At 66.4% G+C, this 21,933-nt stretch carries 34 protein-coding genes and 1 tRNA gene; all 35 read right to left on the bottom strand.

Going from position 1 to position 21,933, the window contains the following annotated elements; genetic code table 11:
• Nucleotides 1-37: 37 nt before the first annotated feature.
• The 35 genes from yajC to fusA all read right to left on the bottom strand — a co-directional run bounded on the left by yajC (nucleotide 38) and on the right by fusA (nucleotide 21,869).
• Complete coding sequence (gene yajC / locus ACE3UN_RS06185; protein ID WP_374674039.1) at nucleotides 38-361, bottom strand: preprotein translocase subunit YajC; 324 nt, start codon at nucleotides 359-361, stop codon at nucleotides 38-40.
• Between the two features lie 193 nt (nucleotides 362-554).
• Nucleotides 555-631, bottom strand: a tRNA-Met gene (locus ACE3UN_RS06180).
• Nucleotides 632-973: 342 nt separating this feature from the next.
• The gene (dsbD, locus tag ACE3UN_RS06175) at nucleotides 974-2,827 is read right to left on the bottom strand and encodes a protein-disulfide reductase DsbD (protein WP_374674038.1); all 1,854 of its coding nucleotides are present in this window, start codon (nucleotides 2,825-2,827) and stop codon (nucleotides 974-976) included.
• Nucleotides 2,828-2,954: 127 nt separating this feature from the next.
• Nucleotides 2,955-3,353, bottom strand: a complete 399-nt coding sequence (gene rplQ, locus ACE3UN_RS06170) for a 50S ribosomal protein L17 (protein ID WP_374674037.1) — start codon at nucleotides 3,351-3,353, stop codon at nucleotides 2,955-2,957.
• Between the two features lie 176 nt (nucleotides 3,354-3,529).
• Nucleotides 3,530-4,519 carry a DNA-directed RNA polymerase subunit alpha gene (locus ACE3UN_RS06165; RefSeq protein WP_374674036.1) on the bottom strand — a complete coding sequence of 330 codons (990 nt, stop codon included), beginning with the start codon at nucleotides 4,517-4,519 and terminating at the stop codon, nucleotides 3,530-3,532.
• Nucleotides 4,520-4,671: 152 nt separating this feature from the next.
• Nucleotides 4,672-5,295 carry a 30S ribosomal protein S4 gene (rpsD, locus tag ACE3UN_RS06160; RefSeq protein ID WP_374674035.1) on the bottom strand — a complete coding sequence of 208 codons (624 nt, stop codon included), beginning with the start codon at nucleotides 5,293-5,295 and terminating at the stop codon, nucleotides 4,672-4,674.
• A 237-nt stretch (nucleotides 5,296-5,532) separates the two neighbouring features.
• The gene (rpsK, locus tag ACE3UN_RS06155) at nucleotides 5,533-5,937 is read right to left on the bottom strand and encodes a 30S ribosomal protein S11 (RefSeq protein WP_374674034.1); all 405 of its coding nucleotides are present in this window, start codon (nucleotides 5,935-5,937) and stop codon (nucleotides 5,533-5,535) included.
• 34 nt (nucleotides 5,938-5,971) lie between these two features.
• Nucleotides 5,972-6,337 carry a 30S ribosomal protein S13 gene (gene rpsM, locus ACE3UN_RS06150; RefSeq protein WP_374674033.1) on the bottom strand — a complete coding sequence of 122 codons (366 nt, stop codon included), beginning with the start codon at nucleotides 6,335-6,337 and terminating at the stop codon, nucleotides 5,972-5,974.
• A gap of 38 nt (nucleotides 6,338-6,375) precedes the next feature.
• Nucleotides 6,376-6,489 (bottom strand): 50S ribosomal protein L36, encoded by a 114-nt coding sequence (gene rpmJ / locus ACE3UN_RS06145; RefSeq protein WP_182665043.1) that lies wholly within the window; start codon nucleotides 6,487-6,489, stop codon nucleotides 6,376-6,378.
• 49 nt (nucleotides 6,490-6,538) lie between these two features.
• Nucleotides 6,539-6,757: a translation initiation factor IF-1 gene (gene infA, locus ACE3UN_RS06140; RefSeq protein WP_089416251.1), complete on the bottom strand. Its 219-nt coding sequence runs from the start codon at nucleotides 6,755-6,757 to the stop codon at nucleotides 6,539-6,541.
• A 34-nt stretch (nucleotides 6,758-6,791) separates the two neighbouring features.
• Complete coding sequence (gene secY / locus ACE3UN_RS06135; protein WP_374674032.1) at nucleotides 6,792-8,102, bottom strand: preprotein translocase subunit SecY; 1,311 nt, start codon at nucleotides 8,100-8,102, stop codon at nucleotides 6,792-6,794.
• 32 nt (nucleotides 8,103-8,134) lie between these two features.
• On the bottom strand, nucleotides 8,135-8,566 hold the full coding sequence (rplO, locus tag ACE3UN_RS06130) for a 50S ribosomal protein L15 (RefSeq protein WP_374674031.1): 432 nt from the start codon (nucleotides 8,564-8,566) through the stop codon (nucleotides 8,135-8,137).
• Between the two features lie 26 nt (nucleotides 8,567-8,592).
• Nucleotides 8,593-8,778: a 50S ribosomal protein L30 gene (gene rpmD, locus ACE3UN_RS06125; protein WP_324157748.1), complete on the bottom strand. Its 186-nt coding sequence runs from the start codon at nucleotides 8,776-8,778 to the stop codon at nucleotides 8,593-8,595.
• Nucleotides 8,779-8,800: 22 nt separating this feature from the next.
• Nucleotides 8,801-9,319 carry a 30S ribosomal protein S5 gene (gene rpsE, locus ACE3UN_RS06120; protein WP_374674030.1) on the bottom strand — a complete coding sequence of 173 codons (519 nt, stop codon included), beginning with the start codon at nucleotides 9,317-9,319 and terminating at the stop codon, nucleotides 8,801-8,803.
• A 25-nt stretch (nucleotides 9,320-9,344) separates the two neighbouring features.
• A complete protein-coding gene (gene rplR, locus ACE3UN_RS06115) occupies nucleotides 9,345-9,704 on the bottom strand; it encodes a 50S ribosomal protein L18 (protein WP_374674029.1) in 360 nt (119 codons plus the stop codon).
• An 11-nt stretch (nucleotides 9,705-9,715) separates the two neighbouring features.
• Nucleotides 9,716-10,249 (bottom strand): 50S ribosomal protein L6, encoded by a 534-nt coding sequence (gene rplF / locus ACE3UN_RS06110; protein WP_374674028.1) that lies wholly within the window; start codon nucleotides 10,247-10,249, stop codon nucleotides 9,716-9,718.
• Between the two features lie 26 nt (nucleotides 10,250-10,275).
• Nucleotides 10,276-10,671 carry a 30S ribosomal protein S8 gene (rpsH, locus tag ACE3UN_RS06105; RefSeq protein WP_374674027.1) on the bottom strand — a complete coding sequence of 132 codons (396 nt, stop codon included), beginning with the start codon at nucleotides 10,669-10,671 and terminating at the stop codon, nucleotides 10,276-10,278.
• Nucleotides 10,672-10,695: 24 nt separating this feature from the next.
• Nucleotides 10,696-11,001 carry a 30S ribosomal protein S14 gene (gene rpsN / locus ACE3UN_RS06100; protein WP_374674026.1) on the bottom strand — a complete coding sequence of 102 codons (306 nt, stop codon included), beginning with the start codon at nucleotides 10,999-11,001 and terminating at the stop codon, nucleotides 10,696-10,698.
• A gap of 8 nt (nucleotides 11,002-11,009) precedes the next feature.
• Nucleotides 11,010-11,549, bottom strand: a complete 540-nt coding sequence (gene rplE, locus ACE3UN_RS06095) for a 50S ribosomal protein L5 (RefSeq protein WP_374674147.1) — start codon at nucleotides 11,547-11,549, stop codon at nucleotides 11,010-11,012.
• Between the two features lie 41 nt (nucleotides 11,550-11,590).
• Nucleotides 11,591-11,908: a 50S ribosomal protein L24 gene (gene rplX / locus ACE3UN_RS06090; RefSeq protein ID WP_374674025.1), complete on the bottom strand. Its 318-nt coding sequence runs from the start codon at nucleotides 11,906-11,908 to the stop codon at nucleotides 11,591-11,593.
• A 28-nt stretch (nucleotides 11,909-11,936) separates the two neighbouring features.
• Nucleotides 11,937-12,305, bottom strand: a complete 369-nt coding sequence (rplN, locus tag ACE3UN_RS06085; RefSeq protein WP_374674024.1) for a 50S ribosomal protein L14 — start codon at nucleotides 12,303-12,305, stop codon at nucleotides 11,937-11,939.
• A 189-nt stretch (nucleotides 12,306-12,494) separates the two neighbouring features.
• Complete coding sequence (locus ACE3UN_RS06080; protein ID WP_374674023.1) at nucleotides 12,495-13,013, bottom strand: peroxiredoxin; 519 nt, start codon at nucleotides 13,011-13,013, stop codon at nucleotides 12,495-12,497.
• A 99-nt stretch (nucleotides 13,014-13,112) separates the two neighbouring features.
• Nucleotides 13,113-13,388: a 30S ribosomal protein S17 gene (gene rpsQ, locus ACE3UN_RS06075; RefSeq protein WP_374674022.1), complete on the bottom strand. Its 276-nt coding sequence runs from the start codon at nucleotides 13,386-13,388 to the stop codon at nucleotides 13,113-13,115.
• Nucleotides 13,385-13,585, bottom strand: a complete 201-nt coding sequence (rpmC, locus tag ACE3UN_RS06070; RefSeq protein WP_374674021.1) for a 50S ribosomal protein L29 — start codon at nucleotides 13,583-13,585, stop codon at nucleotides 13,385-13,387. Before rpmC ends, rpsQ begins: the two co-directional genes overlap by 4 nt.
• A 26-nt stretch (nucleotides 13,586-13,611) precedes the next feature.
• Complete coding sequence (gene rplP / locus ACE3UN_RS06065; RefSeq protein WP_374674020.1) at nucleotides 13,612-14,028, bottom strand: 50S ribosomal protein L16; 417 nt, start codon at nucleotides 14,026-14,028, stop codon at nucleotides 13,612-13,614.
• Nucleotides 14,029-14,030: 2 nt separating this feature from the next.
• The gene (gene rpsC / locus ACE3UN_RS06060; RefSeq protein ID WP_374674019.1) at nucleotides 14,031-14,885 is read right to left on the bottom strand and encodes a 30S ribosomal protein S3; all 855 of its coding nucleotides are present in this window, start codon (nucleotides 14,883-14,885) and stop codon (nucleotides 14,031-14,033) included.
• Nucleotides 14,886-14,892: 7 nt separating this feature from the next.
• A complete protein-coding gene (gene rplV / locus ACE3UN_RS06055; RefSeq protein WP_374674018.1) occupies nucleotides 14,893-15,222 on the bottom strand; it encodes a 50S ribosomal protein L22 in 330 nt (109 codons plus the stop codon).
• Between the two features lie 12 nt (nucleotides 15,223-15,234).
• Complete coding sequence (gene rpsS, locus ACE3UN_RS06050) at nucleotides 15,235-15,510, bottom strand: 30S ribosomal protein S19 (RefSeq protein WP_341426758.1); 276 nt, start codon at nucleotides 15,508-15,510, stop codon at nucleotides 15,235-15,237.
• A gap of 11 nt (nucleotides 15,511-15,521) precedes the next feature.
• Entirely contained in the window at nucleotides 15,522-16,346 is an 825-nt protein-coding gene (rplB, locus tag ACE3UN_RS06045) for a 50S ribosomal protein L2 (RefSeq protein ID WP_374674017.1), read from the bottom strand.
• A 3-nt stretch (nucleotides 16,347-16,349) separates the two neighbouring features.
• Nucleotides 16,350-16,679: a 50S ribosomal protein L23 gene (gene rplW, locus ACE3UN_RS06040; protein ID WP_374674016.1), complete on the bottom strand. Its 330-nt coding sequence runs from the start codon at nucleotides 16,677-16,679 to the stop codon at nucleotides 16,350-16,352.
• Nucleotides 16,676-17,296, bottom strand: coding sequence for a 50S ribosomal protein L4 (rplD, locus tag ACE3UN_RS06035; RefSeq protein WP_374674015.1), 621 nt, complete (start codon nucleotides 17,294-17,296; stop codon nucleotides 16,676-16,678). The genes rplW and rplD overlap by 4 nt, the downstream gene beginning before the upstream one ends.
• A complete protein-coding gene (gene rplC / locus ACE3UN_RS06030) occupies nucleotides 17,296-17,967 on the bottom strand; it encodes a 50S ribosomal protein L3 (RefSeq protein ID WP_374674014.1) in 672 nt (223 codons plus the stop codon). Before rplC ends, rplD begins: the two co-directional genes overlap by 1 nt.
• A gap of 168 nt (nucleotides 17,968-18,135) precedes the next feature.
• Entirely contained in the window at nucleotides 18,136-18,447 is a 312-nt protein-coding gene (rpsJ, locus tag ACE3UN_RS06025; protein ID WP_019561663.1) for a 30S ribosomal protein S10, read from the bottom strand.
• A 13-nt stretch (nucleotides 18,448-18,460) separates the two neighbouring features.
• Nucleotides 18,461-19,651, bottom strand: a complete 1,191-nt coding sequence (gene tuf / locus ACE3UN_RS06020; RefSeq protein WP_374674002.1) for an elongation factor Tu — start codon at nucleotides 19,649-19,651, stop codon at nucleotides 18,461-18,463.
• Between the two features lie 115 nt (nucleotides 19,652-19,766).
• On the bottom strand, nucleotides 19,767-21,869 hold the full coding sequence (fusA, locus tag ACE3UN_RS06015) for an elongation factor G (protein WP_374674013.1): 2,103 nt from the start codon (nucleotides 21,867-21,869) through the stop codon (nucleotides 19,767-19,769).
• Between the last annotated feature and the right edge of the window lie 64 nt (nucleotides 21,870-21,933).

The raw sequence follows: 21,933 nt of genomic DNA, 5'->3' as shown, positions 1-21,933 counted from the left end.
ACGCGGGCGTCAGCGTCGGCCCGGGCCCGGGGGCAGCTTACTTGTAGGTGCCCTTGGGCAGCACCTGCACCACCGAGGCGCGCTGCACCTGGATCTCCACGTCCTTGGCGACCTCCACGTGCAGCATGCTGTCGCTGATCTTGGAGACGCGGCCGATGATGCCGCCGCCGATGACCACCTCATCGCCCTTGGCCAGCGCCTCGATCATGGCGCGGTGCTCCTTCTGCCGCTTCATCTGGGGCCGGATCATGATGAAGTACAGCACCACGAACATCAGCACCAGCGGCAGGAACTGCATCAGGCTGGCGGCACCGCCCGCGGCGGGCGCGGCGCTCTGGGCGTAGGCATTGGAGATGAACACGTCGAATTCCTTTGGGGGTGAAACGCCTTCGCCAGCGGTGGGGCGAAGCGGCGCGGCATTGTAGTGGGGCAGGCATGCCCGCACGCCCGGCGCCACATGGGGGCGAACGGCCGCGATGCAAGCCCGCCCGCCGGGCTGGCGCCCCAAAGCGACAAGGCCCTCGCTGCACACGGCAGAGAGGGCCTCGGGAATTTGGTTGCGGGGGCAGGATTTGAACCTGCGACCTTTGGGTTATGAGCCCAACGAGCTACCAGACTGCTCCACCCCGCGACTGAAGAATGAGACTGTAGCACGCAGTCTCTCTGCCCGTCAAGCTCTCTGCCCACACCGCGCGTGACACGGCCTGTGTCGCGCGGTCATGGGCCGGGCGGTGCGGGCCGTCGTGGTCCCTGAAGAAGCACGTTTCCCACCCCTCAATGCACCGAACGCAACAGGGCAAGCGACCGTGCCGACGCGGCATGGCGTGACGGGATGGAAGCTGCCTGACGAGGCGGCTAGGCGTCCGAGTGGAGCCCGCAGAGGGCGTGCTGATAACCCGTTAGGCGGTCGCCATGCGCACCTGCGGGCCGTGGGCCGGGCGCAGGGGAGATTCCGCCATCCTCGCGGACCGTCTCACAGTCCTGCCGCGTCCAGGCTGCGCCCGAAACGCTCGGCGTTCTGGAAGCCGATCACCCGCGGGTCGGCCATCTCGCGGCCCTGCGCGTCGAAGAAGATGGTGCCGGGCGGGCCGAAGAGCTGGAAGCGCTTGAGCAGGGCGCGGTCGTCGTCGTTGTTGGCGGTGACGTCGGCCTTGAGCAGCAGCGCGCGGGAGAGGCGGGCCTGGATGGCCGGGTCGCTGAAGGTGAAGCGCTCCATCTCCTTGCAGCTCACGCACCAGTCGGCATAGAAGTCCAGCATCACCGGGCGGCCGGCCTCGCGCACCAGCGCGTCCAGCTCGGCCACGCTGCGCACGGGCCGGAAGACCACGCCGGACGCGGCCGCCGCGGGGCCGGCCTGGGCACTGCCCACCAGGTGGGCCAGCGGTTGCAGCGGGTCTCGCCCGCCGGAGGCGGCACCGCCCATCATCATGACCCCCCAGGCGAGCGCGGCCACGCCGCCCGCGCGCTGCAGCCACACGCGCGGCGCGCCGGCGTGGGGATGCGGGTCGAAGGGCCGCAGCATGAAGCCCCCCATGAGCAGCAGGCCGCCCCACAGCGCCAGCGCGATGGCGGGCGGCAGCACGGGCTGCACCACCCACAGGGCCACGCCCAGCAGCACCAGGCCGAAGAAGCGCTTGATGGCGTGCATCCAGCTGCCCGAACGGGGCAGCCAGGCCCCGGCGGACGCACCCAGCAGCAGCAGCGGCACGCTCATGCCAGCCGCCAGGGCGAACAAGGCCGTCGCGGACAGGGCCACGTCACGCGTCTGGCTCAGAAAGAGCAGCGCGCCCGCCAGGGGAGCGGTGACACACGGGCTGACGATGAGGGCGGACACCCCACCCATGACGAACACACCGGCCAGGTGGCCGCCCGGCAGCCGGCGCGAAGCACCGTCGAGCCGGGTGGCCAGGGCGCTGGGCAGACGCAGCTCGTACACGTCGAACATGGACAGCGAGAACAGCACCAGCAAGGCCGCGAAACCGGCCAGTACGGCCGGCTTCTGCAGGGCCGCGGCCAGGCCCTCGCCGGCCAGGCCCGCGGCCACGCCGAGCGCGGTGTACACCAGCGCCATGCCCAGGGAGTACGACCCCGCGAGCAGCAGGCCCCGCTGGCGCGACACCTCCGCGCCACCGGTGAGGATGGACGAGAGGATGGGCAGCATGGGCAGCACGCAGGGCGTGAAGGCGAGCAGCAGGCCCATCACCCAGAAGGCGCCGATGGTGGCCCACCACGAGCCGCTGCGCAGCACCTGCTGCACGCGGTCCTGCTCGTCCACCGGGGCGCCGGCCGGCGAGGCCCCATCGGCGGTGGCCGGCGCCGGGGTAGCGGCCGGCGTGGCGCCGCCGGCGCCCAGCACCTCGGCCGTGCCGGTCCCGCCAAACCCGGCCAGCGACACGCGCACGTCGCGCGTCATGGGCGGGTAGCACAGGCCCGCGTCGGCGCAGCCTTGCGAGCCCACCTGCATGACGAAGCCACCGGCGGGGGCCTCCAGCACGGGCACGCGCACCTCCACAGGACCATGGAAGGTCTCCACGTCCTTCTGGAAGTTCTCGTCGTACTTCACCTTGCCGGGGGGAACGACCGGCTCGCCGAGCCGCGCCTCGCTGCTCGTGAACTGCAGCTTGTCGCGATAGAGGTAGTAATCGGGAACGGTGTTGAAGCGCAGCAGCACTTCCTTGGGGCCGCCGGGCTGGGCCTGCAGCGGGAAGGCCACCTCCGGCTCGAGGAACTCGTCCGCACGCGCGGCGCCTGGCGCCAGCAGCAGACAGACCAGGGCCAGCAGCGCCAGCAGCAGGGCGAAGGGGCGGGACAGTGCGTTGCGCGTCATGGAGCTCGTGAGACAGGTCCGTTGGCGACAGGGTTCCCTGCCGGGGCCGCCCAAGAAAAAAGGGCCAGCAGTGCTGGCCCTTCGTGGCTGGGTGGCAAGGGGCCTGGCGTCTGCAGGCCTCCCGCGGTCACTCCGCCGCGGCTTCGGCGGGCTGCTCGGCCGCCACGTCAGGGCGGTCGACCAGCTCGACATAGGCCATGGGGGCATTGTCGCCCACCCGGAAGCCCATCTTCAGGATGCGCGTGTAGCCGCCCGGACGGGTCTGGTACCGGGGGCCCAGCTCGTTGAACAGCTTGGTGACGATGTCACGGTCGCGCAGGCGGGAGAAGGCCAGGCGGCGATTCGCCACCGTGGGCTCCTTGGCCAGCGTGATGAGGGGCTCGACGACGCGGCGCAGTTCCTTGGCCTTGGGGACCGTGGTCTTGATGGCCTCGTGCTGCAGCAGCGACACGCACATGTTGCGCAGCATGGCGGCGCGGTGTTCGCTGGTGCGGTTGAGTTTGCGGAGTCCGTTGCGATGGCGCATGGTGCTTTCCTTTCTTTATTGAACCTCAGCCGTAATCAGGTACTGAGGGTTGCACTGTTCGGCCGAACGGGGTTCGACCGTCGTTGCCGAGAAGCCACTGGGCGCCGGGCCGCCCCAAGCCCGGTGGCTGCCCTCTCGGAGGGTGGCTGGCGTACTCGCCAGCCGGGTGCTGAAAATCAGCGCTTGTCCAGGCCTTGCGGCGGCCAGTTCTCCAGGCGGGCGCCCAGCGTGAGGCCACGCGAGGCGAGCACTTCCTTGATCTCGTTGAGCGACTTGCGGCCGAGGTTCGGCGTCTTGAGCAGCTCGGTCTCCGTGCGCTGGATCAGGTCGCCGATGTAGTAGATGTTCTCGGCCTTCAGGCAGTTCGCCGAGCGCACGGTGAGCTCGAGCTCGTCCACCGGACGCAGCAGGATCGGGTCGAACACCGCGGAGCTCTTGGCGGCCGGCTCGCCGAACGAGGCGATGTCGCCCACGTCCAGCTGTGCGAACACGGCCAGCTGTTCCACCAGGATCTTGGCCGACGCGCGGATGGCTTCCTCGGGGGAGATCGCACCGTTGGTCTCGATCTCCATGACCAGCTTGTCCAGGTCCGTGCGCTGCTCGACGCGGGCGTTCTCCACCGCGTAGCTGACGCGCTTGACCGGCGAGAACGACGCGTCCAGCACGATGCGGCCGATGGACTTGGTGGGCTCGTCGCCGTAGCGGCGCAGATTGCCCGGCACGTAGCCGCGGCCCTTCTCCACCTTGATCTGCATGTCGAGCTTGCCGCCTTGCGCCAGGTTGGCGATGACGTGCTCAGGGTTCACGATCTCCACGTCGTGCGGCGTCTGGATGTCGGCGGCCGTGACGGGGCCTTCGCCCTCCTTGCGCAGCACCAGGGTGACCTCGTCGCGGTTGTGCAGACGGAAGACCACGCCCTTGAGGTTCAGCATGATGTGCACGACGTCTTCGGCCACGCCGTCGACCGTCGAGTACTCATGCAGCACGCCGGCGATGGTGACCTCCGTCGGCGCGTAACCCACCATCGACGACAGCAGCACGCGGCGCAGCGCGTTGCCCAGCGTGTGGCCGTAACCACGCTCGAACGGCTCCAGCGTGACCTTGGCGCGGTGGCCGCCCAGCGGCTCCGCAACGATGGCTTTGGGTTTCAGCAGATTGGTTTGCATGTAAGTCCTGTTCCTCTCAATACCCTCGGCTCGTTACACCGATAAGGCTGACGGACCACACCGGTGCGCGAAGGAACCACCGCGGATCCGGCATGCCGCGGCAGATTCGGCCACGTGCGCCACGAGGGCGGCGCACGCGCCGGCAGACGTCATCAGCGCGAGTACAACTCGACGATCAGCGACTCGTTGATCTCGGCGCCGAACTCGTCGCGGTCAGGGACCTTCTTGAAGGTGCCTTCCAGCTTGCTGGCGTCCACCGCCACCCAGGCCGGCATGCCGATGGACTCGGCCAGCTTGAGCGACTCGGTGACGCGCAGCTGCTTCTTGGCCTTGTCGCGGATGGCGATCACGTCGCCCGGCTTGACCTGGTACGACGGGATGTTCACGACCTGGCCGTTGACCGTCAGGGCCTTGTGCGACACCAGCTGGCGGGCTTCCGCGCGGGTCGAGCCGAAGCCCATGCGATACACGACGTTGTCCAGGCGGGTTTCCAGCAGGAACAGCAGGTTCGCGCCGGTGTTGCCCTTGCGGCGCTCGGCTTCGGCGAAGTAGCGGCGGAACTGGCGCTCGAGGACGCCGTACATGCGCTTGACCTTCTGCTTCTCGCGCAGCTGCAGACCGAAGTCGCTCGTGCGGGAGCCGGAGGTGCGACCGTGCTGGCCGGGCTTGGTGTCGAACTTGGCCTTGTCGCTGATGGCGCGGCGGGCGCTCTTCAGGAACAGGTCGGTGCCTTCACGGCGGGACAGCTTGGCCTTGGGGCCGAGGTAACGTGCCACGTTGGGTCCTTTTCAGTGTGGTTGCTGACGCGCCCAGAAACCCGGCACGGGGCCGGTCGGCGCGCGAGTCTGGCGGGTGTTGTGGAATTCGCTCAGACGGTGGGCTTGGCAGGGAGGTGCCTCGCGGCCCCTTGAACCGCGCCCCGAGTGACGACGAAACCGGCCGCGGGTAGGCACTCCGCGGCCGGCACTCGGGAAACTCTCGATTGTAGCAGAGCCCTCAGGCTCCGCCAGCGCTCAGATGCGGCGGCGCTTTTGCGGGCGGCAGCCGTTGTGCGGGATCGGGGTGATGTCCGAGATCGAGTTGATCCGGATGCCCAGCGAAGCCAGCGCACGCACCGACGACTCGCGGCCGGGGCCGGGGCCCTTGATCCGCACGTCGAGGTTCTTGATGCCCTGTTCCTGCGCGGCACGACCGGCCATCTCGGCGGCCACCTGCGCAGCGAACGGCGTCGACTTGCGCGAGCCCTTGAAGCCCTGGCCGCCGGACGACGCCCACGACAGCGCGCCGCCCTGGCGGTCGGTGATCGTGATGATCGTGTTGTTGAACGAGGCGTGGACGTGGGCGATGCCGTCCGCGATGTTCTTGCGGACCTTCTTGCTCACACGCCGCGCGGCGGTGTTGGCAGGGGACTTGGCCATGTGGTGTTCTCTTTCCTAGGGTCCTGGGCGACGCTTACTTCTTCAGCGCGGCAGCGCCCTTGCGCGGGCCCTTGCGGGTGCGGGCATTGGTGCGGGTGCGCTGACCGCGCATCGGCAGGCCACGACGATGGCGGAAGCCGCGGTAGCAGCCCAGGTCCATCAGTCGCTTGATGTTCATGGAGATCTCGCGGCGCAGGTCGCCCTCGATCGTGATCTTGCCCACTTCTTCCCGGATCTTCTCCAGGTCGGCGTCGGTCAGGTCCTTGACCTTCTTCGAGTAGGCGATGCCCACCGCGTCGCAGATCTTCTGCGCGGTCGTGCGGCCGATGCCGTAGATGTGCGTCAGGCCAATTTCCGCGTGCTTGTGCGGCGGAATGTTGATACCAGCAATACGTGCCATTGTGCTTCCTTCGATTCGCTGTCAGCCGGCCGACCGGCTCAACCCTGACGCTGCTTGTGGCGGGGGTCGGTGCAGATCACGCGCACCACGCCGTGGCGACGGATGATCTTGCAATTGCGGCACATCTTCTTGACCGAGGCCGAGACTTTCATGGTCTTCTCCTGGAGGCGCCCTGCGAGAGATCCCGCGAGGGCAAAGAATTTATTTCGCGCGGAACACAATCCTGGCGCGGCTCAAATCGTACGGTGTCAATTCAACTGTCACCCGGTCGCCGGGCAGGATGCGGATGTAGTGCATGCGCATCTTGCCGGAGATGTGCCCGAGAACCACATGCCCGTTTTCCAGTTTCACCCGGAACGTCGCGTTGGGCAGGTTCTCGAGGATCTCGCCCTGCATCTGGATGACGTCGTCTTTCGCCATTTTCAGTGGTGCGGCGGCAACGCCCGCCGGCGCGTCAGCTTGCCTTGAAGTTCGCCTTCTTCAGCAGAGACTCGTACTGCTGACTCATCACGTAAGACTGCACCTGGGCCCAGAAGTCCATCGTCACGACGACGATGATCAACAGGCTGGTGCCACCGAAGTAGAAAGGCACGCTGTACTTCAGCACCAGGAACTCGGGCAGCAGACACACCAGCGTGATGTAGATCGCACCCGCCAGCGTCAACCGGGACAGGATCTTGTCGATGTGGCGGGCCGTCTGCTCACCCGGACGGATGCCCGGGATGAACGCACCGCTCTTCTTCAGGTTGTCGGCCGTCTCACGGCTGTTGAACACCAGCGCCGTGTAGAAGAAGCAGAAGAAGACGATCATCGCGGCATAGAGCATCACGTAGATCGGCTGCCCCGGCGACAACGCCGACGAGATGTCCTTCAGCCAGCGCAGGCCGTCACCCGTGGCGAACCAGCCCACGATGGTGGCCGGCAGCAGGATGATCGACGACGCGAAGATCGGCGGGATCACGCCCGACATGTTGAGCTTCAGCGGCAGGTGCGACGACTGGCCACCATAGACCTTGTTGCCGACCTGACGCTTGGCGTAGTTCACCAGGATCTTGCGCTGCCCCCGCTCGACGAACACCACCGCATAGGTGACGGCACCCACCAGGACGATGATCACCAGGCACGCGAAGATGCTCATGGCACCCGTGCGCACCAGCTCAAACAGGCCACCGATGGCGCCCGGCAGCCCCGCCGCGATGCCGCCGAAGATCAGGATCGAGATGCCGTTGCCCAGACCGCGCTCGGTGATCTGCTCACCCAGCCACATCAGGAACATCGTGCCGGCCACCAGGCTGACCACCGCGGTCACGCGGAAGCCGAAGCCCGGCTCGATCACCAGCCCCGCCGAGCCTTCCAGGGCCAGGGCGATGCCGAGCGACTGGAACACCGCGAGCACCAGCGTGCCGTAGCGCGTGTACTGAGTGATCTTGCGGCGGCCGGCCTCGCCCTCCTTCTTCAGCGCCTCCAGCGTAGGCACCACGTAGGTCATCAGCTGCATGATGATCGACGCCGAGATGTACGGCATGATCCCCAGCGCGAAGACCGTGAACCGCGACAGCGCGCCACCCGAGAACATGTTGAACAAGCTCAGGATGCCGCCCTGCTGGCCCTGGAACAGGGCCTGCAGCTGCTGCGGGTTGATGCCCGGCACGGGAATGTGCGCACCGATGCGGTAGACCACGAGCGCCAGCAGCAGGAAGATCAGCCGGCGACGCAGGTCGCCGAACTTGCCCGACTTGGCCAGCTGATTCGGGGAGGTTGCCACGAGGGTGGGTGTCCTTCGAGTGGTCGCGCCGATCAGGCCAGCGAGCCGCCAGCCGCCTCGATCGCCGCCTTGGCGCCGGCGGTGGCGCCGATGCCCTTGAGCGTGACCTTCTTGCTCAGCTCGCCCGACTTGATCACCTTGACATGCTTGACGAGCTCGCCCACCAGGCCAGCCTGCTTCAGCGTCAGGAGATCGACTTCGTCGGCGCCCAGGGCCTGCAGCTCGTGCAGGGTAACCTCGGCGTTGTACTTGGCCTGCGCCGACTTGAAGCCGCGCTTGGGCAGACGGCGATGCAGGGGCATCTGGCCGCCTTCGAAGCCGACCTTGTGGAAGCCACCGGCGCGGGACTTCTGGCCCTTGTGGCCGCGACCGGCCGTCTTGCCCAGGCCGGAGCCGATGCCACGACCGACACGACGGCGCGCGCGCTTGGCGCCGGCGGCCGGCTTGATGGAATTGAGTTGCATTGCTCTTCCTCTGCGGTGATGGCGCCTTACAGCACCTGCACCAGGTAGGCGATCTTGTTGATCATGCCGCGCACCGCCGGGGTGTCTTCCAGCACGCGCTCGCTGTTGAGCTTGCGCAGGCCCAGACCACGCACCGTGTCACGGTGGGAGGCCTTGCAGCCGATCGGGCTGCGGACCAGCTTGACCTTCAGGGTCTTCTTGGCGTCCGTCATCGGGGTTCTCCTCGGCCTTCGATCAGTTGAAGATCTCTTCAACCGACTTGCCGCGCTTGGCGGCCACCTCGGCCGGCGTCGTGGAGCGCTTGAGCGCGTCCAGCGTGGCGCGGACCATGTTGTACGGGTTGGTCGAGCCGTGGCTCTTGGCCACGATGTCGGTCACACCCATCACCTCGAAGACAGCGCGCATCGGGCCGCCGGCGATGATGCCGGTACCGGCCGGCGCGGGCGCCATCAGCACCTTCGCGGCGCCGTGCTCGCCTTCCACCACATGGTGGATCGTGCCGTTCTTCAGGCTCACCTTGACCATGTTGCGGCGGGCCGCTTCCATGGCCTTCTGGACGGAGACCGGCACTTCCTTGGCCTTGCCCTTGCCCATGCCGATGCGGCCATCGCCATCGCCGACCACGGTCAGCGCGGCGAAGCTCAGCGTGCGGCCACCCTTGACCACCTTGGTGACGCGGTTGACCGCGATCATCTTTTCCTTCAGGCCGTCGTCGTTGCCTTCGGTCTGAACGCGGGGTTGAAACTTTGCCATGTGGATATTCCTTCGCCGCTCGGGGTCAGAACTGGAGGCCGGCTTCGCGGGCCGCCTCGGCCAGCGCCTTCACGCGGCCGTGGTACGCGAAACCCGCGCGGTCGAACGCAACCTTGTCGACGCCAGCGGCCTTCGCCTTCTCGGCGATGCGCTTGCCCACCAGGGCCGCGGCGGCGGCATTGCCACCGTTGCCCGACAGCTGCTCGCGCAGGTCCTTCTCGGCGGTCGAGGCCGAGGCCACGACGCGGGCGCCGTCCTCGGAGATGACCGACGCGTAGATGTGCAGGTTCGAACGGAAGACCGTCAGGCGCGCGACGCCCTGCTTGGCAATGCGCTCGCGAGTCTGGCGCGAGCGACGCAGGCGCTGTTCCTTCTTGTTCAGCATGGTGTCGCTCCTTACTTCTTCTTGGTCTCTTTGAGGACCACGCGCTCGTCGGCGTACCGGATGCCCTTGCCCTTGTAGGGCTCGGGCGGCCGGAAGGCACGCACTTCGGCAGCCAGCTGGCCCACCACCTGGCGGTCAGCGCCCTTGATGACGATCTCGGTCGGGGTCGCCGTCGTCACGGTGATGCCGGCGGGCATCTCCTTGACGACCGGGTGCGAGAACCCGATCTGCAGATTCAGCTTCTGGCCCTGGGCCTGGGCACGGAAGCCCACGCCGACCAGGTTCAGCTTCTTCTCGAAGCCCTTGCTGACGCCGCTGACCATGTTCGCCACCAGCGCACGCATCGTGCCGCTCATGGCGTTGGCCTCGGCGGAGTCGTTCGCCGGAGCGAACGACAGCGTGCCAGTTTCATTCTTGACCGTCACCAGTGCGTGCACCGGGCGCACGAGGGTGCCGTTGGCACCCTTCACCGTGATCTGGTCGTCGGCGATCTTCACGTCCACGCCCTGCGGGACGGCGATCGGCATTTTTCCAACGCGGGACATTGCTCGATTCCTTCCTTAGGCTGGCGTCAAGCCACGTAGCACAGCACTTCGCCGCCGACACCGGCAGCGCGCGCCTTGCGGTCGGTCATCACACCCTTGGGGGTCGTGACGATCGCCACGCCCAAACCGTTCATGACCTGGGGGATGGCGTCGCGGCCACGGTAGATGCGCAGGCCGGGGCGGCTCACGCGCTCGATGCGCTCGATCACGGGACGGCCGGCGTAGTACTTCAGGCCGATCTCCAGCTCGTTTTTGCCGGCCTCGCCCTTGATGGCGAAACCGTCGATGTAGCCCTCGTCCTTCAGGACCTGCGCGATGGCGACCTTCAGCTTCGACGACGGCATGGTCACCGAGGTCTTCTCGACGGCCTGCGCGTTGCGGATGCGGGTCAGCATGTCGGCGATGGGATCACTCATGCTCATGGTGTGTTCTCCTTGTCGCCTCGATTACCAGCTGGCCTTGATCACGCCAGGGATGTCGCCCTTGAAGGCGAGCTCGCGGATCTTGTTGCGGGCCAGGCCGAACTTGCGGAACGTGCCGCGGGGACGGCCGGTCAGCTCGCAGCGGTTGCGCAGGCGGGTGGGGTTCGCGTTGCGCGGCAGCTTCTGCAGCTCGAGACGGGCGGCGTAGCGCTCGTCTTCCGACTTCTTCGCGTCGTCGATGATGGCCTTCAGTTCGGCGTACTTCTTCGCGTACTTGGCGACCAGCTTCTCGCGCTTGTCTTCGCGCTGCTTCAGGGACATTTTTGCCATGGGTCGCCTCAGTTCTTGAACGGGAAGCGGAACGCCGCGAGCAGCGCCTTGCACTCGTCGTCGGTCTTCGCCGTGGTCGTGAAGGAGATGTTCATGCCACGGATCGCGTCGATCTTGTCGTACTCGATTTCCGGGAAGATGATCTGTTCCTTGACGCCGATGTTGTAGTTGCCGCGGCCATCGAACGAGCGACCCGAGATGCCACGGAAGTCGCGCACGCGCGGCAGCGCGATGGTGACGAAGCGGTCCAGGAACTCGAACATGCGCGCGCCGCGCAGGGTGACCATGCAGCCGATGGGCACACCGTCACGGATCTTGAAACCGGCGATGGCCTTCTTCGACTTGGTGACCACGGGCTTTTGGCCGGCGATCTTGGTCAGGTCGCCGACGGCGTTGTCCATGACCTTCTTGTCGGCCACAGCCTCGCTCACGCCCATGTTCAGCGTGATCTTCGTCAGGCGAGGCACTTCCATCACCGACTTGTAGCCGAACTTGGCCATCAGGTCGGGTACCACCTTTTCCTGGTAGTAGGCCTGCAGGCGCGCCACGACGGCGGCTTGTTGCTGTTGACTCATGCTCAAGCGCTCCTTCAGGCCTTGATCTCTTCGCCGCTCGACTTGAAGACGCGGACCTTCTTGCCATCGGCACCGATCTTGATGCCGACGCGGTCGGCCTTGCCGGCGGCCGCGTTCCAGATGGCGACATTCGACTGGTGGATCGGCATCGTCTTGTCGACCACGCCGCCGGTCGTGCCCTTCATGGGGTTCGGCTTGACGTGCTTCTTGGCGACATTGACGCCTTCGACGATCACGTGATCGGCGTCGACGCGCTCGGCCACGGTGCCGCGCTTGCCCTTGTCGCGGCCGGTCAGCACCACGACCTGGTCACCCTTGCGGATCTTGTTCATCGCGTTTCCTTTACTCGTGGCGCTCGTGTCAGAGCACTTCCGGCGCCAGCGAGACGATCTTCATGAAGCGCTCGGAACGCAGTTCGCGCGTCACCGGGCCGAAGATGCGGGTGCCGATCGGCTCCAGCTTGGCGTTCAGCAGGACGGCGGCATTGCCGTCGAACTTCAGCAGCGAGCCATCCTGGCGGCGCACGCCCTTGGCGGTGCGCACGACCACGGCGTTGTAGACCTCGCCCTTCTTGACGCGGCCACGCGGCGCGGCTTCCTTGATCGACACCTTGATGATGTCGCCAATGCCTGCATACCGGCGCTTGGAACCACCCAGCACCTTGATGCACATGACGGACTTCGCGCCCGTGTTGTCAGCGACGTCGAGTCGCGATTGCATTTGGATCATTTGTGTCCCCAACTTGGCCCGTCACGCCAGGCGTGAGATGCCGGCGAGTCGGTCAGTCTTGGGCCCGTCAGTTGCCGAACGGCAGGCGTTCGGCAACAGGTTTGGGCGGATCCGGCAGCCACCCCGCAACGAGTGCGCGAGGCGAAAGCCGGCGAAGCGGTGGATTATGGGGGATGTCCCGATGCGCTGTCAAGCGCTGCGCTGCTGCCTCGCCTGGGCGAGCAGCGTGGCCGCGTCGCTCACCTCGAACTTGCCCGGCGCCTCGACGTTGAGCGTGCGCACGACACCGTCGACGACGAGCATGGAGTAGCGCTGTGAGCGCAGGCCCATGCCATGGGCCGCCAGGTCGAGTGTCAGGCCCACCGCGCGGGTGAAGTCGGCGCTGCCATCGGCCATCATGCGCACAGCGCCGGCGGTCCGCTGGTCGCGCGCCCACGCGCCCATCACGAAGGCATCGTTCACCGACACGCACCAGATCTCGTCCACGCCCGCCTCGCGCAAGGCGGGAGCCTGCTCGACATAGCCGGGCACATGCTTGGCCGAGCAGGTCGGCGTGAAGGCGCCAGGCAGCGCGAACAGCGCGATGGTCTTGCCCTGGGTGGCCTGGCCGATGTCGAAGGTGTTCGGGCCCAGCGAGCAGCCGTCGCCCTCGACCTCGATGAATTCCTTCAGGCTGCCAGCCGGCAGCTTGTCGCCCACCTGGATCATGGGTGTCTCCTGTTCAAGAATGGGAAACGGCCGGGCACCTGCAGCAGGCGTCCGGCCGTCGGGTGGCGCGCACGGCGAGCGTGCACACCAGGGGTCGCGTCAGACCAGGCGGGCCTTCTCGACCAGGCGGGTCACGACCCAGGCCTTGGTCTTGGACAGAGGCCGCGTCTCGGCGATCTCGACCATGTCGCCCATGTGGTACTCGCCCTTCTCGTCGTGGGCGTGGTACTTGCGCGAACGCGCCACGATCTTGCCGTACAGCTCGTGCGCCGCGCGGCGCTCGACCAGGACGGTGACCGTCTTGGCGCGCTTGTCGCTGACGATCTTGCCGATGAGGGTGCGGGTGTTCTTCGTCGCTTGCTGGGCTTCGCTCACTTGGCGGCTCCCTTCTTCTTCTCGGCCAGGATGGTCTTGGCGCGGGCGATGTCGCGGCGGGTCATGCCCAGCTGGGCGGTGTTGCCCAGCTGCTGGGTGCCCTTTTGCATGCGCAGGCCGAAGTGCGCCTTGAGGAGGTCGGTGACCTCCTTCTCGAGCGCGGCCACGTCCTTGGCTCGCAGTTCAGATGCTTTCATGTTGCTTTCCTTCTCGTGCGCCGGGATCAGGCGCCGATCTGGCGCGCCACGAAGGTGCAGCGCAGCGGCAGCTTGGCGGCAGCCAGGGTGAACGCCTCGCGGGCGAGCGCCTCGGGGACGCCGTTGATCTCGTACAGCACCTTGCCGGGCTGGATCTCGGCCACGTAGTACTCGGGATTGCCCTTGCCGTTACCCATACGCACTTCGGCCGGCTTCTGGGAGATCGGCTTGTCAGGGAAGATGCGGATGAAGATGCGGCCACCGCGCTTGATGTGGCGCGAGATGGCACGGCGGGCAGCCTCGATCTGGCGGGCCGTCAGGCGACCGCGCTCGGTGGCCTTCAGACCGAAATCGCCGAACGACACGTTGGCACCGCGGGTGGCGACGCCGGTGTTGCGGCCCTTCTGTTCCTTGCGGAACTTGCGACGTGCGGGTTGCAGCATGCTTATTCTCCTTTGCCTTCGCCGCCGGCAGGCGCGGCGACCTTGCGCACGCGCTTGACGCCGGGGGCGCCGGGCGCACCGCCCTCGGCGGGCTTGTCGGCACCCAGACGCGGCGCACCACGGTCACCGCCCGGCCGGCCGCGGCCGGTGGGGGCGCCCGGACGGGCCGGACGACGGGGACGACGCTCTTCTTCCTGGCCCTCGGGCTTGGCCACGGGGGCCTCGCCTGCACCCAGACGGTCACCACGGTAGACCCAGACCTTGACGCCGATGACGCCGTAGGTGGTCTTGGCTTCCGAGAAGCCGTAGTCGATGTCCGCCTTCAGGGTGTGCAGGGGCACGCGGCCCTCGCGGTACCACTCGGTGCGTGCGATCTCGATGCCGTTCAGGCGGCCGGCGGACATGATCTTGATGCCCTGGGCGCCCAGGCGCATCGCGTTCTGCATCGCGCGCTTCATGGCGCGGCGGAACATGATGCGCTTTTCCAGCTGCTGGGTGATGGAGTCGGCGATCAGCTGGGCATCGATTTCCGGCTTGCGGATCTCTTCGATGTTCACTGCCACCGGCACGCCCAGGCGGCGGGTCAGTTCGGCCTTCAGGTTCTCGATGTCCTCGCCCTTCTTGCCGATCACCACGCCCGGACGGGCCGAGAAGATGGTGATGCGGGCGTTCTTGGCGGGGCGCTCGATCAGGATGCGCGAGACGGCGGCATTCTTCAGACGCGTCTTCAGGTAGTCACGCACCTGCAGGTCTTCGGCCAGCATGCCGGCGAAGTTGCGGCTGTTCGCGTACCAGCGCGACGCCCAGGCGCGCGTGACGGGCAGGCGGAAGCCGGTCGGATGGATTTTCTGTCCCATGTCTTCCTCAGTTCCCGACGGTCACGTAGATGTGGCAGGTACCCTTGCTGATACGGTTGCCACGGCCCTTGGCGCGGGCGGCGAAACGCTTCAGCGTGGTGCCTTGCTCGACGTAGATCGAGGTGATCTTCAGCTCGTCGATGTCGGCGCCGTCGTTGTGCTCGGCGTTCGCGATCGCGGACTCCAGCGCCTTCTTGACGACGCCGGCAGCCTTCTTCTGCGTGAAGGTCAGGATGTTCAGGGCCTGGTCCACCTTCTTGCCGCGCACCAGGTCCGCCACCAGGCGGCCCTTGTCGACGGACAGGCGGACACCACGAACGACTGCTTTGGTTTCCATCGTCGTGTTCCTTTACTTCTTGGCCTTCTTGTCCGCCGGGTGACCCTTGAAGGTGCGGGTCAGGGCGAACTCGCCGAGCTTGTGGCCGACCATCTGGTCGGTCACATACACCGGCACATGCTGCTTGCCGTTGTGCACGGCAATGGTCAGGCCGATGAAGTCCGGCAGGATGGTCGAGCGACGCGACCAGGTCTTGATGGGCTTCTTGTCCTTCGTGGTCACGGCCTTTTCGGCCTTGGCCAGGAGGTGGTGGTCCACGAAGGGACCCTTCTTGAGTGAACGTGCCATGTTTTACGGCCTCACTTCTTGCGACGCGAGACGATGAACGTCTGCGTGCGCTTGTTGTTGCGCGTGCGGTAGCCCTTGGTGAGCGTGTTCCACGGCGACACCGGGGCCTGGCCCTCGCCGGTGCGGCCTTCGCCGCCACCGTGCGGGTGGTCCACCGGGTTCATGGCGACGCCACGCACGGTCGGGCGGATGCCCTTCCAGCGGATCGCACCGGCCTTGCCGTACTGGCGCAGGTTGTGCTCCTCGTTCGACACCTCGCCGATGGTGGCGCGGCAGTCGATGTGGATCTTGCGCACTTCACCCGAGCGCAGGCGAACCTGCGCGTAGGTGCCTTCGCGGGCCATCAGCGTCACCGACGTGCCGGCCGAGCGGGCGATCTGGGCGCCCTTGCCCGGCAGCATCTCGATGCAGTGGATGGTCGAACCCACGGGGATGTTGCGGATCGGCAGGGTGTTGCCCGCCTTGATCGGCGCCTCGGAGCCGCTCAGGATGGTGGCACCGACTTCCAGACCGCGCGGGGCGATGATGTAGCGGCGCTCGCCATCGGCGTAGCACACCAGCGCGATGTGCGCCGTACGGTTCGGGTCGTACTCGATGCGCTCGACCTTGGCCGGGATGCCGTCCTTGTTGCGCTTGAAGTCGACCACGCGGTAGTGGTGCTTGTGACCACCGCCCTTGTGCCGGGTGGTGATGTGGCCGTTGTTGTTGCGACCGGCGTTCTGCTTCTGCGGCTCCAGCAGCGAGGCTTCCGGAGCACCCTTGTGCAGGTGCGGGTGCACCACCTTCACGACGGCGCGGCGGCCGGCGGAAGTGGGTTTGACTTTGACGACTGGCATGGCTTACGCAGCCTCCCCGGAGAAGTTCAGCTCCTGGCCCGCCTTCAGCGAGACATAAGCCTTCTTGACGTGGTCGCGGCGGCCGATCGAGCGGCCGAAGCGCTTGACCTTGCCCTTGACGTTCACCACGGACACAGCCTCCACCTCGACCTTGAACAGCAGCTCGACGGCGGCCTTGATCTCGGGCTTGGTGGCATCGCGCAGCACCTTGAACAGCACCTGGTTGTGCTTCTCGGCGACCTGCGTGGCCTTCTCGGAGACGATCGGGGCGACCAGCACCTGTGCCAGGCGGCCTTCGTTCATCTTCTGCGGCACGGGATTGATGCGGCTCATGCGTACATCTCCTTGAGCTGCTCGATCGCGGCCTTGGTCACCAGCACCTTCTTGTAGAAGACCAGCGACAGCGGATCGGCGTAGCGCGGCTCGACGACCAGCACGTTGGCCAGGTTGCGCGAGGCGAGGATCAGGTTGTCGTCGATCTGGTCGGCGATCACCATGACGGAGTTCAGACCCATGGCCTTGAACTTCTGGGCCAGCAGCTTGGTCTTGGGCGCGTCGATGGACAGCGACTCGACCACCGCCAGGCGGCCGTCACGGACCAGCTGCGACAGGATCGCGGCCATGCCGGCGCGGTACATCTTCTTGTTGACCTTGTGCGAGAAGTTCTCGTCCGGCGTGTTCGGGAAGATGCGGCCACCCCCGCGCCACAGGGGCGAGGACGTCATGCCGGCGCGAGCGCGGCCGGTGCCCTTCTGGCGGAACGGCTTCTTGGTCGAGTGGTGGACTTCCGCACGGGTCAGCTGCTTGCGGGTGCCCTGGCGCGCGTTGGCCTGGTAGGCCACGACGATCTGGTGGACCAGCGCTTCGTTGTAGTCACGCGCGAACACGGTGTCGGGCGCTTCCACCTTCGCGGTGGCCTGACCTTGTTCGTTCAGGAGCTCGAGTTGCATCAGTTGGCTCCCTTCTTGGCCTTGGCCTTGACGGCGGGGCGCACGACCACATGGCCGTTCTTGGCGCCCGGCACCGCGCCGCGCACCAGCAGCAGCTGGCGGGCTTCGTCGATGCGGATCACGTCGAGGTTCTGGGTGGTGACGGTGACGTCGCCCAGGTGGCCGGACATCTTCTTGCCCGGGAACACACGGCCCGGATCCTGCGCCATCGAGATCGAGCCCGGCACGTTGTGCGAACGGCTGTTGCCGTGCGAGGCGCGCTGCGAGCCGAAGTTGTGGCGCTTGATGGTGCCGGTGAAGCCCTTGCCGATGGAGGTGCCCTGCACGTCCACCTTCTCGCCCGCGGCGAACAGGGTCACGGGCAGCGTGGCGCCGGCCTTGTACTCGGCTGCCACGTTGGCGTCGACACGGAACTCCTTGAGGACCGTGCCGGCTTCCACACCCGCCTTGGCGAGGTGGCCGGCTTCCGGCTTGGTGACGCGGGAGGCCTTGCGGGCACCGAACGTCACTTGAACGGCGCTGTAGCCGTCGGTCTCAACGGTCTTGACCTGGGTCACACGGTTGTTGGACACGTCCAGCACGGTCACGGGGATGGCGTCGCCATCGTCCGTGAACACACGCATCATGCCCACCTTGCGGCCCAGCAATCCGAGGCGATTGCTAAGACTCATGGTTTTTCTCCGCCCCGCGGGAGCGAGGCTGGGTTGCACGACCTGACATCGATTGGCCAGGCTGACTGAATACGGTCAGCCGCCCCTCGTGCCACATGGGCACAGGAGGCGGCTGACCGGAAAAGCTCGCGAGTATAACAGATGCGGGCGAACCCGCACCTGAACCGATCACTGGAGCTTGATCTCGACGTCCACGCCCGCAGGCAGGTCCAGCTTCATCAGGGCGTCGACCGTCTTGTCGGTCGGGTCGACGATGTCCATCAGGCGCTGGTGCGTGCGGATCTCGAACTGGTCACGGCTCGTCTTGTTGACGTGCGGCGAGCGCAGGATGTCGAAACGCTGCATGCGGGTCGGCAGGGGCACGGGGCCCTTGACGATCGCGCCGGTGCGCTTGGCGGTGTCGACGATCTCGAGGGCGGACTGGTCGATCAGCTTGTAATCGAACGCCTTCAGGCGGATGCGGATCTTCTGCTTCTGCATGGGGTGCTCCGCCTCAGGCGATGATCTTGGCCACGACGCCGGCGCCGACGGTGCGGCCGCCTTCACGGATGGCGAAGCGCAGGCCTTCTTCCATGGCGATCGGGGCGATCAGCTTGACGGTGATCGACACGTTGTCGCCCGGCATCACCATTTCCTTGTCCTGCGGCAGCTCGACAGCGCCGGTGACGTCGGTGGTGCGGAAGTAGAACTGCGGACGGTAGTTGTTGAAGAACGGCGTGTGGCGGCCGCCCTCTTCCTTGCTCAGCACGTACACCTCGGCGGTGAAGTGCGTGTGCGGCTTGATGGAGCCCGGCTTGCACAGCACCTGGCCGCGCTCGACTTCCTCGCGCTTGGTGCCGCGCAGCAGGATGCCGACGTTGTCGCCCGCCTGGCCCTGGTCCAGCAGCTTGCGGAACATCTCCACGCCCGTGCAGGTGGTCTTCTGCGTGGCCTTGATGCCCACGATCTCGATTTCCTCGCCGACCTTGATCACGCCGCGCTCGACGCGGCCGGTCACCACGGTGCCGCGGCCCGAGATCGAGAACACGTCTTCCACGGGCATCAGGAACGTGCCGTCCACCGCGCGCTCGGGCGTGGGGATGTAGCTGTCCAGCGCGTCAGCCAGCTTCATGATGGCCTGCTCGCCCAGCTCGCCCGTGTCGCCTTCCATGGCCAGCTTGGCCGAGCCCTTGACGATCGGGGTGTCGTCGCCGGGGAAGTCGTACTTGCTCAGCAGCTCGCGCACTTCCATCTCGACGAGCTCCAGCAGCTCGGCGTCGTCCACCATGTCGCACTTGTTCAGGAACACGATGATGTAGGGCACGCCCACCTGGCGGGCCAGCAGGATGTGCTCGCGCGTCTGGGGCATCGGGCCGTCAGCGGCCGAGCACACCAGGATCGCGCCGTCCATCTGCGCCGCACCCGTGATCATGTTCTTCACGTAATCGGCGTGGCCCGGGCAGTCCACGTGCGCGTAGTGGCGGTTGGCCGTCTCGTACTCGACGTGCGCGGTGTTGATCGTGATGCCGCGCGCCTTCTCTTCCGGCGCCGCGTCGATCTGGTCGTAGGCCTTGGCCTCGCCACCGAACTTCTTGGCCAGAATCGTCGTGATCGCCGCCGTCAGCGTCGTCTTGCCATGGTCCACGTGACCGATCGTGCCCACGTTGACGTGCGGCTTGGTCCGCTCAAACTTGCCTTTTGCCATTTCCGAATCTCCAGGGAAAGAACAATCGCCCGTGTCGGTTTAACGTCTCCGGCCCGGGCCTGCCACGGGCAGCAGGCCCACCCCGTGATGCGGGGTGCCGAAGACAGCTCCGGTGTTACTTGGAGCGCGCAGTGATGATCGCGTCGGCGACGTTCTTCGGAGCTTCGCTGTAGTGCTTGAACTCCATGGTGTACGTCGCGCGGCCCTGCGACATCGAACGCAGGGTGGTCGAGTAGCCGAACATCTCGGACAGGGGCACCTCAGCCTTGATGATCTTGCCGCCGCCAGGCATGTCGTCCATGCCCTGCACCATGCCGCGGCGGGACGACAGGTCGCCCATCACCGAGCCGGCGTAGTCTTCCGGCGTCTCGACTTCCACGGCCATCATCGGCTCCAGGATCACCGGGCTGGCCTTGCGGCAGGCTTCCTTGAAGCCCATCGACGCGGCCATCTTGAACGCGTTTTCGTTCGAATCCACCTCGTGGTAGGAGCCGAAGGTCAGCGTGACCTTGACGTCCACCACCGGGTAGCCCGCCAGCACGCCGTTCGGCAGCGTGTCGATCACGCCCTTCTCGACCGCGGGGATGAACTCACGCGGCACGACGCCGCCCTTGATGGCGTCGACGAACTCGAAGCCCTTGCCCGGCTCCTGCGGCTCGACCGTAAAGACGACATGGCCGTACTGGCCCTTGCCGCCCGACTGGCGGACGAACTTGCCTTCGACGTCGGTCGCGGTCTTGCGGATCGTCTCGCGGTAGGCCACCTGAGGCTTGCCCACGTTGGCTTCCACGCCAAACTCGCGCTTCATGCGGTCGACGATGATCTCCAGGTGCAGCTCGCCCATGCCGGAGATGATGGTCTGGCCCGACTCTTCGTCGGTGCGCAGACGGAACGAGGGATCTTCGGCAGCCAGACGGCCCAGCGCGATGCCCATCTTCTCCTGGTCGGCCTTGGTCTTCGGCTCGACGGCCTGCGAGATGACGGGCTCGGGGAAGACCATCTTCTCGAGCGTGATCACCGATTCCGGATCGCACAGCGTCTCGCCGGTCGTCACGTCCTTCAGGCCCACGCACGCCGCGATGTCGCCGGCCAGGATCTCCTTGATTTCCTCACGCTGGTTGGCGTGCATCTGCAGGATCCGGCCGATGCGCTCCTTCTTGCCGCGGATCGGGTTGTAGACGGAGTCGCCCGACTTCAGCACGCCCGAGTAGACGCGCACGAACGTCAGCTGGCCGACATACGGGTCGGTCATCAGCTTGAAAGCCAGCGCGGAGAACTTCTCGCTGTCGTCGGCCTTGCGGCTGACTTCCTTTTCGTCCTCGTCCGTGCCGGTGACGTCAGGGATGTCCACCGGCGACGGCAGGAACTCGATGACGGCGTCGAGCATGCGCTGCACGCCCTTGTTCTTGAAGGCGGTGCCGCACAGCATGGGCTGGATCTCGGTGGAGATCGTGCGCAGGCGCAGGCCGTGCTTGATCTCCTCCTCGGTCAGCTCGCCCGTCTCGAGGTACTTGTTCATCAGCTCCTCGGACGCCTCGGCAGCGGCCTCGATCATGTTCTCGCGCCACTTCTGGCACGTCTCGGCCAGGTCGGCCGGGATGTCCTCGTAGCTGAACTTCATGCCCTGGGACGCCTCGTCCCAGATGATGGCCTTCATCTTGAACAGATCGACCACACCCTTGAAGTTGTCCTCGGCGCCGATGGGCACGACGATGGGCACAGGGTTGGCCTTCAGGCGCGTCTTCATCTGGTCGTAGACCTTGAAGAAGTTCGCGCCCGTGCGGTCCATCTTGTTCACGAAGGCCAGGCGGGGCACCTTGTACTTGTTGGCCTGGCGCCAGACGGTCTCGGACTGCGGCTGCACACCACCCACCGCGCAGTACACCATGCACGCACCGTCGAGCACGCGCATGGAACGCTCCACCTCGATGGTGAAGTCCACGTGGCCCGGGGTGTCGATGATGTTGAAGCGGTGCTCGGGGAAGGACATGTCCATGCCCTTCCAGAAGCAGGTGGTCGCGGCCGACGTGATGGTGATGCCGCGCTCCTGCTCCTGCTCCATCCAGTCCATCGTGGCGGCGCCGTCGTGCACCTCACCGATCTTGTGGTTCACACCGGTGTAGTACAGGATGCGCTCGGTCGTCGTGGTCTTGCCAGCGTCGATGTGCGCCGAGATACCGATGTTGCGGTAGCGCTCGATGGGGGTCTTGCGAGCCATGGTTCACTCCAAATACGAAGGGCCGCCCCGGGGTTGGTGACAACCCTGAAGCGGCCGGGGATAC

This window comes from Ideonella sp. (genome assembly GCF_041918995.1).
Lineage (GTDB): Bacteria > Pseudomonadota > Gammaproteobacteria > Burkholderiales > Burkholderiaceae_C > Ideonella.
This window is presented reverse-complemented; position numbering and strand designations above follow the sequence as displayed.

Excerpts from the sequence above, each read along its gene's own strand:
- rpsH (WP_374674027.1), bottom strand. The coding sequence starts at position 10,671 with ATGAGCATGAGTGATCCCATCGCCGACATGCTGACCCGCATCCGCAAC.
- rpsS (WP_341426758.1), bottom strand. The coding sequence starts at position 15,510 with ATGGCACGTTCACTCAAGAAGGGTCCCTTCGTGGACCACCACCTCCTG.
- rpsJ (WP_019561663.1), bottom strand. The coding sequence starts at position 18,447 with ATGCAGAAGCAGAAGATCCGCATCCGCCTGAAGGCGTTCGATTACAAG.
- rplO (WP_374674031.1), bottom strand. The coding sequence starts at position 8,566 with ATGCAACTCAATTCCATCAAGCCGGCCGCCGGCGCCAAGCGCGCGCGC.
- rpsM (WP_374674033.1), bottom strand. The coding sequence starts at position 6,337 with ATGGCACGTATTGCTGGTATCAACATTCCGCCGCACAAGCACGCGGAA.
- rplR (WP_374674029.1), bottom strand. The coding sequence starts at position 9,704 with ATGCTGAACAAGAAGGAACAGCGCCTGCGTCGCTCGCGCCAGACTCGC.
- fusA (WP_374674013.1), bottom strand. The coding sequence starts at position 21,869 with ATGGCTCGCAAGACCCCCATCGAGCGCTACCGCAACATCGGTATCTCG.
- rpsE (WP_374674030.1), bottom strand. The coding sequence starts at position 9,319 with ATGGCAAAGTTTCAACCCCGCGTTCAGACCGAAGGCAACGACGACGGC.
- tuf (WP_374674002.1), bottom strand. The coding sequence starts at position 19,651 with ATGGCAAAAGGCAAGTTTGAGCGGACCAAGCCGCACGTCAACGTGGGC.
- rplC (WP_374674014.1), bottom strand. The coding sequence starts at position 17,967 with ATGAGTCTTAGCAATCGCCTCGGATTGCTGGGCCGCAAGGTGGGCATG.
- rpmD (WP_324157748.1), bottom strand. The coding sequence starts at position 8,778 with ATGACGGACGCCAAGAAGACCCTGAAGGTCAAGCTGGTCCGCAGCCCG.
- rplN (WP_374674024.1), bottom strand. The coding sequence starts at position 12,305 with ATGATCCAAATGCAATCGCGACTCGACGTCGCTGACAACACGGGCGCG.
- rpsK (WP_374674034.1), bottom strand. The coding sequence starts at position 5,937 with ATGGCCAAGTCCCCTGCCAACACCGCCGCGCGGCGTGTGAGCAAGAAG.
- rpmC (WP_374674021.1), bottom strand. The coding sequence starts at position 13,585 with ATGAAAGCATCTGAACTGCGAGCCAAGGACGTGGCCGCGCTCGAGAAG.
- rpsC (WP_374674019.1), bottom strand. The coding sequence starts at position 14,885 with ATGGGACAGAAAATCCATCCGACCGGCTTCCGCCTGCCCGTCACGCGC.
- rplB (WP_374674017.1), bottom strand. The coding sequence starts at position 16,346 with ATGCCAGTCGTCAAAGTCAAACCCACTTCCGCCGGCCGCCGCGCCGTC.
- rpmJ (WP_182665043.1), bottom strand. The coding sequence starts at position 6,489 with ATGAAAGTCTCGGCCTCGGTCAAGAAGATGTGCCGCAATTGCAAGATC.
- rplD (WP_374674015.1), bottom strand. The coding sequence starts at position 17,296 with ATGCAACTCGAGCTCCTGAACGAACAAGGTCAGGCCACCGCGAAGGTG.
- rplX (WP_374674025.1), bottom strand. The coding sequence starts at position 11,908 with ATGAACAAGATCCGCAAGGGTGACCAGGTCGTGGTGCTGACCGGCCGC.
- ACE3UN_RS06165 (WP_374674036.1), bottom strand. The coding sequence starts at position 4,519 with ATGCAAACCAATCTGCTGAAACCCAAAGCCATCGTTGCGGAGCCGCTG.
- infA (WP_089416251.1), bottom strand. The coding sequence starts at position 6,757 with ATGGCGAAAGACGACGTCATCCAGATGCAGGGCGAGATCCTCGAGAAC.
- rplQ (WP_374674037.1), bottom strand. The coding sequence starts at position 3,353 with ATGCGCCATCGCAACGGACTCCGCAAACTCAACCGCACCAGCGAACAC.
- rplV (WP_374674018.1), bottom strand. The coding sequence starts at position 15,222 with ATGGAAACCAAAGCAGTCGTTCGTGGTGTCCGCCTGTCCGTCGACAAG.
- dsbD (WP_374674038.1), bottom strand. The coding sequence starts at position 2,827 with ATGACGCGCAACGCACTGTCCCGCCCCTTCGCCCTGCTGCTGGCGCTG.
- rplP (WP_374674020.1), bottom strand. The coding sequence starts at position 14,028 with ATGCTGCAACCCGCACGTCGCAAGTTCCGCAAGGAACAGAAGGGCCGC.
- rpsN (WP_374674026.1), bottom strand. The coding sequence starts at position 11,001 with ATGGCAAAAATGTCCCTGAAGCAGCGCGAAGACAAGCGCGAGAAGCTG.
- ACE3UN_RS06080 (WP_374674023.1), bottom strand. The coding sequence starts at position 13,013 with ATGATCCAGGTGGGCGACAAGCTGCCGGCTGGCAGCCTGAAGGAATTC.
- rplF (WP_374674028.1), bottom strand. The coding sequence starts at position 10,249 with ATGTCCCGCGTTGGAAAAATGCCGATCGCCGTCCCGCAGGGCGTGGAC.
- rplW (WP_374674016.1), bottom strand. The coding sequence starts at position 16,679 with ATGAGCCGCATCAATCCCGTGCCGCAGAAGATGAACGAAGGCCGCCTG.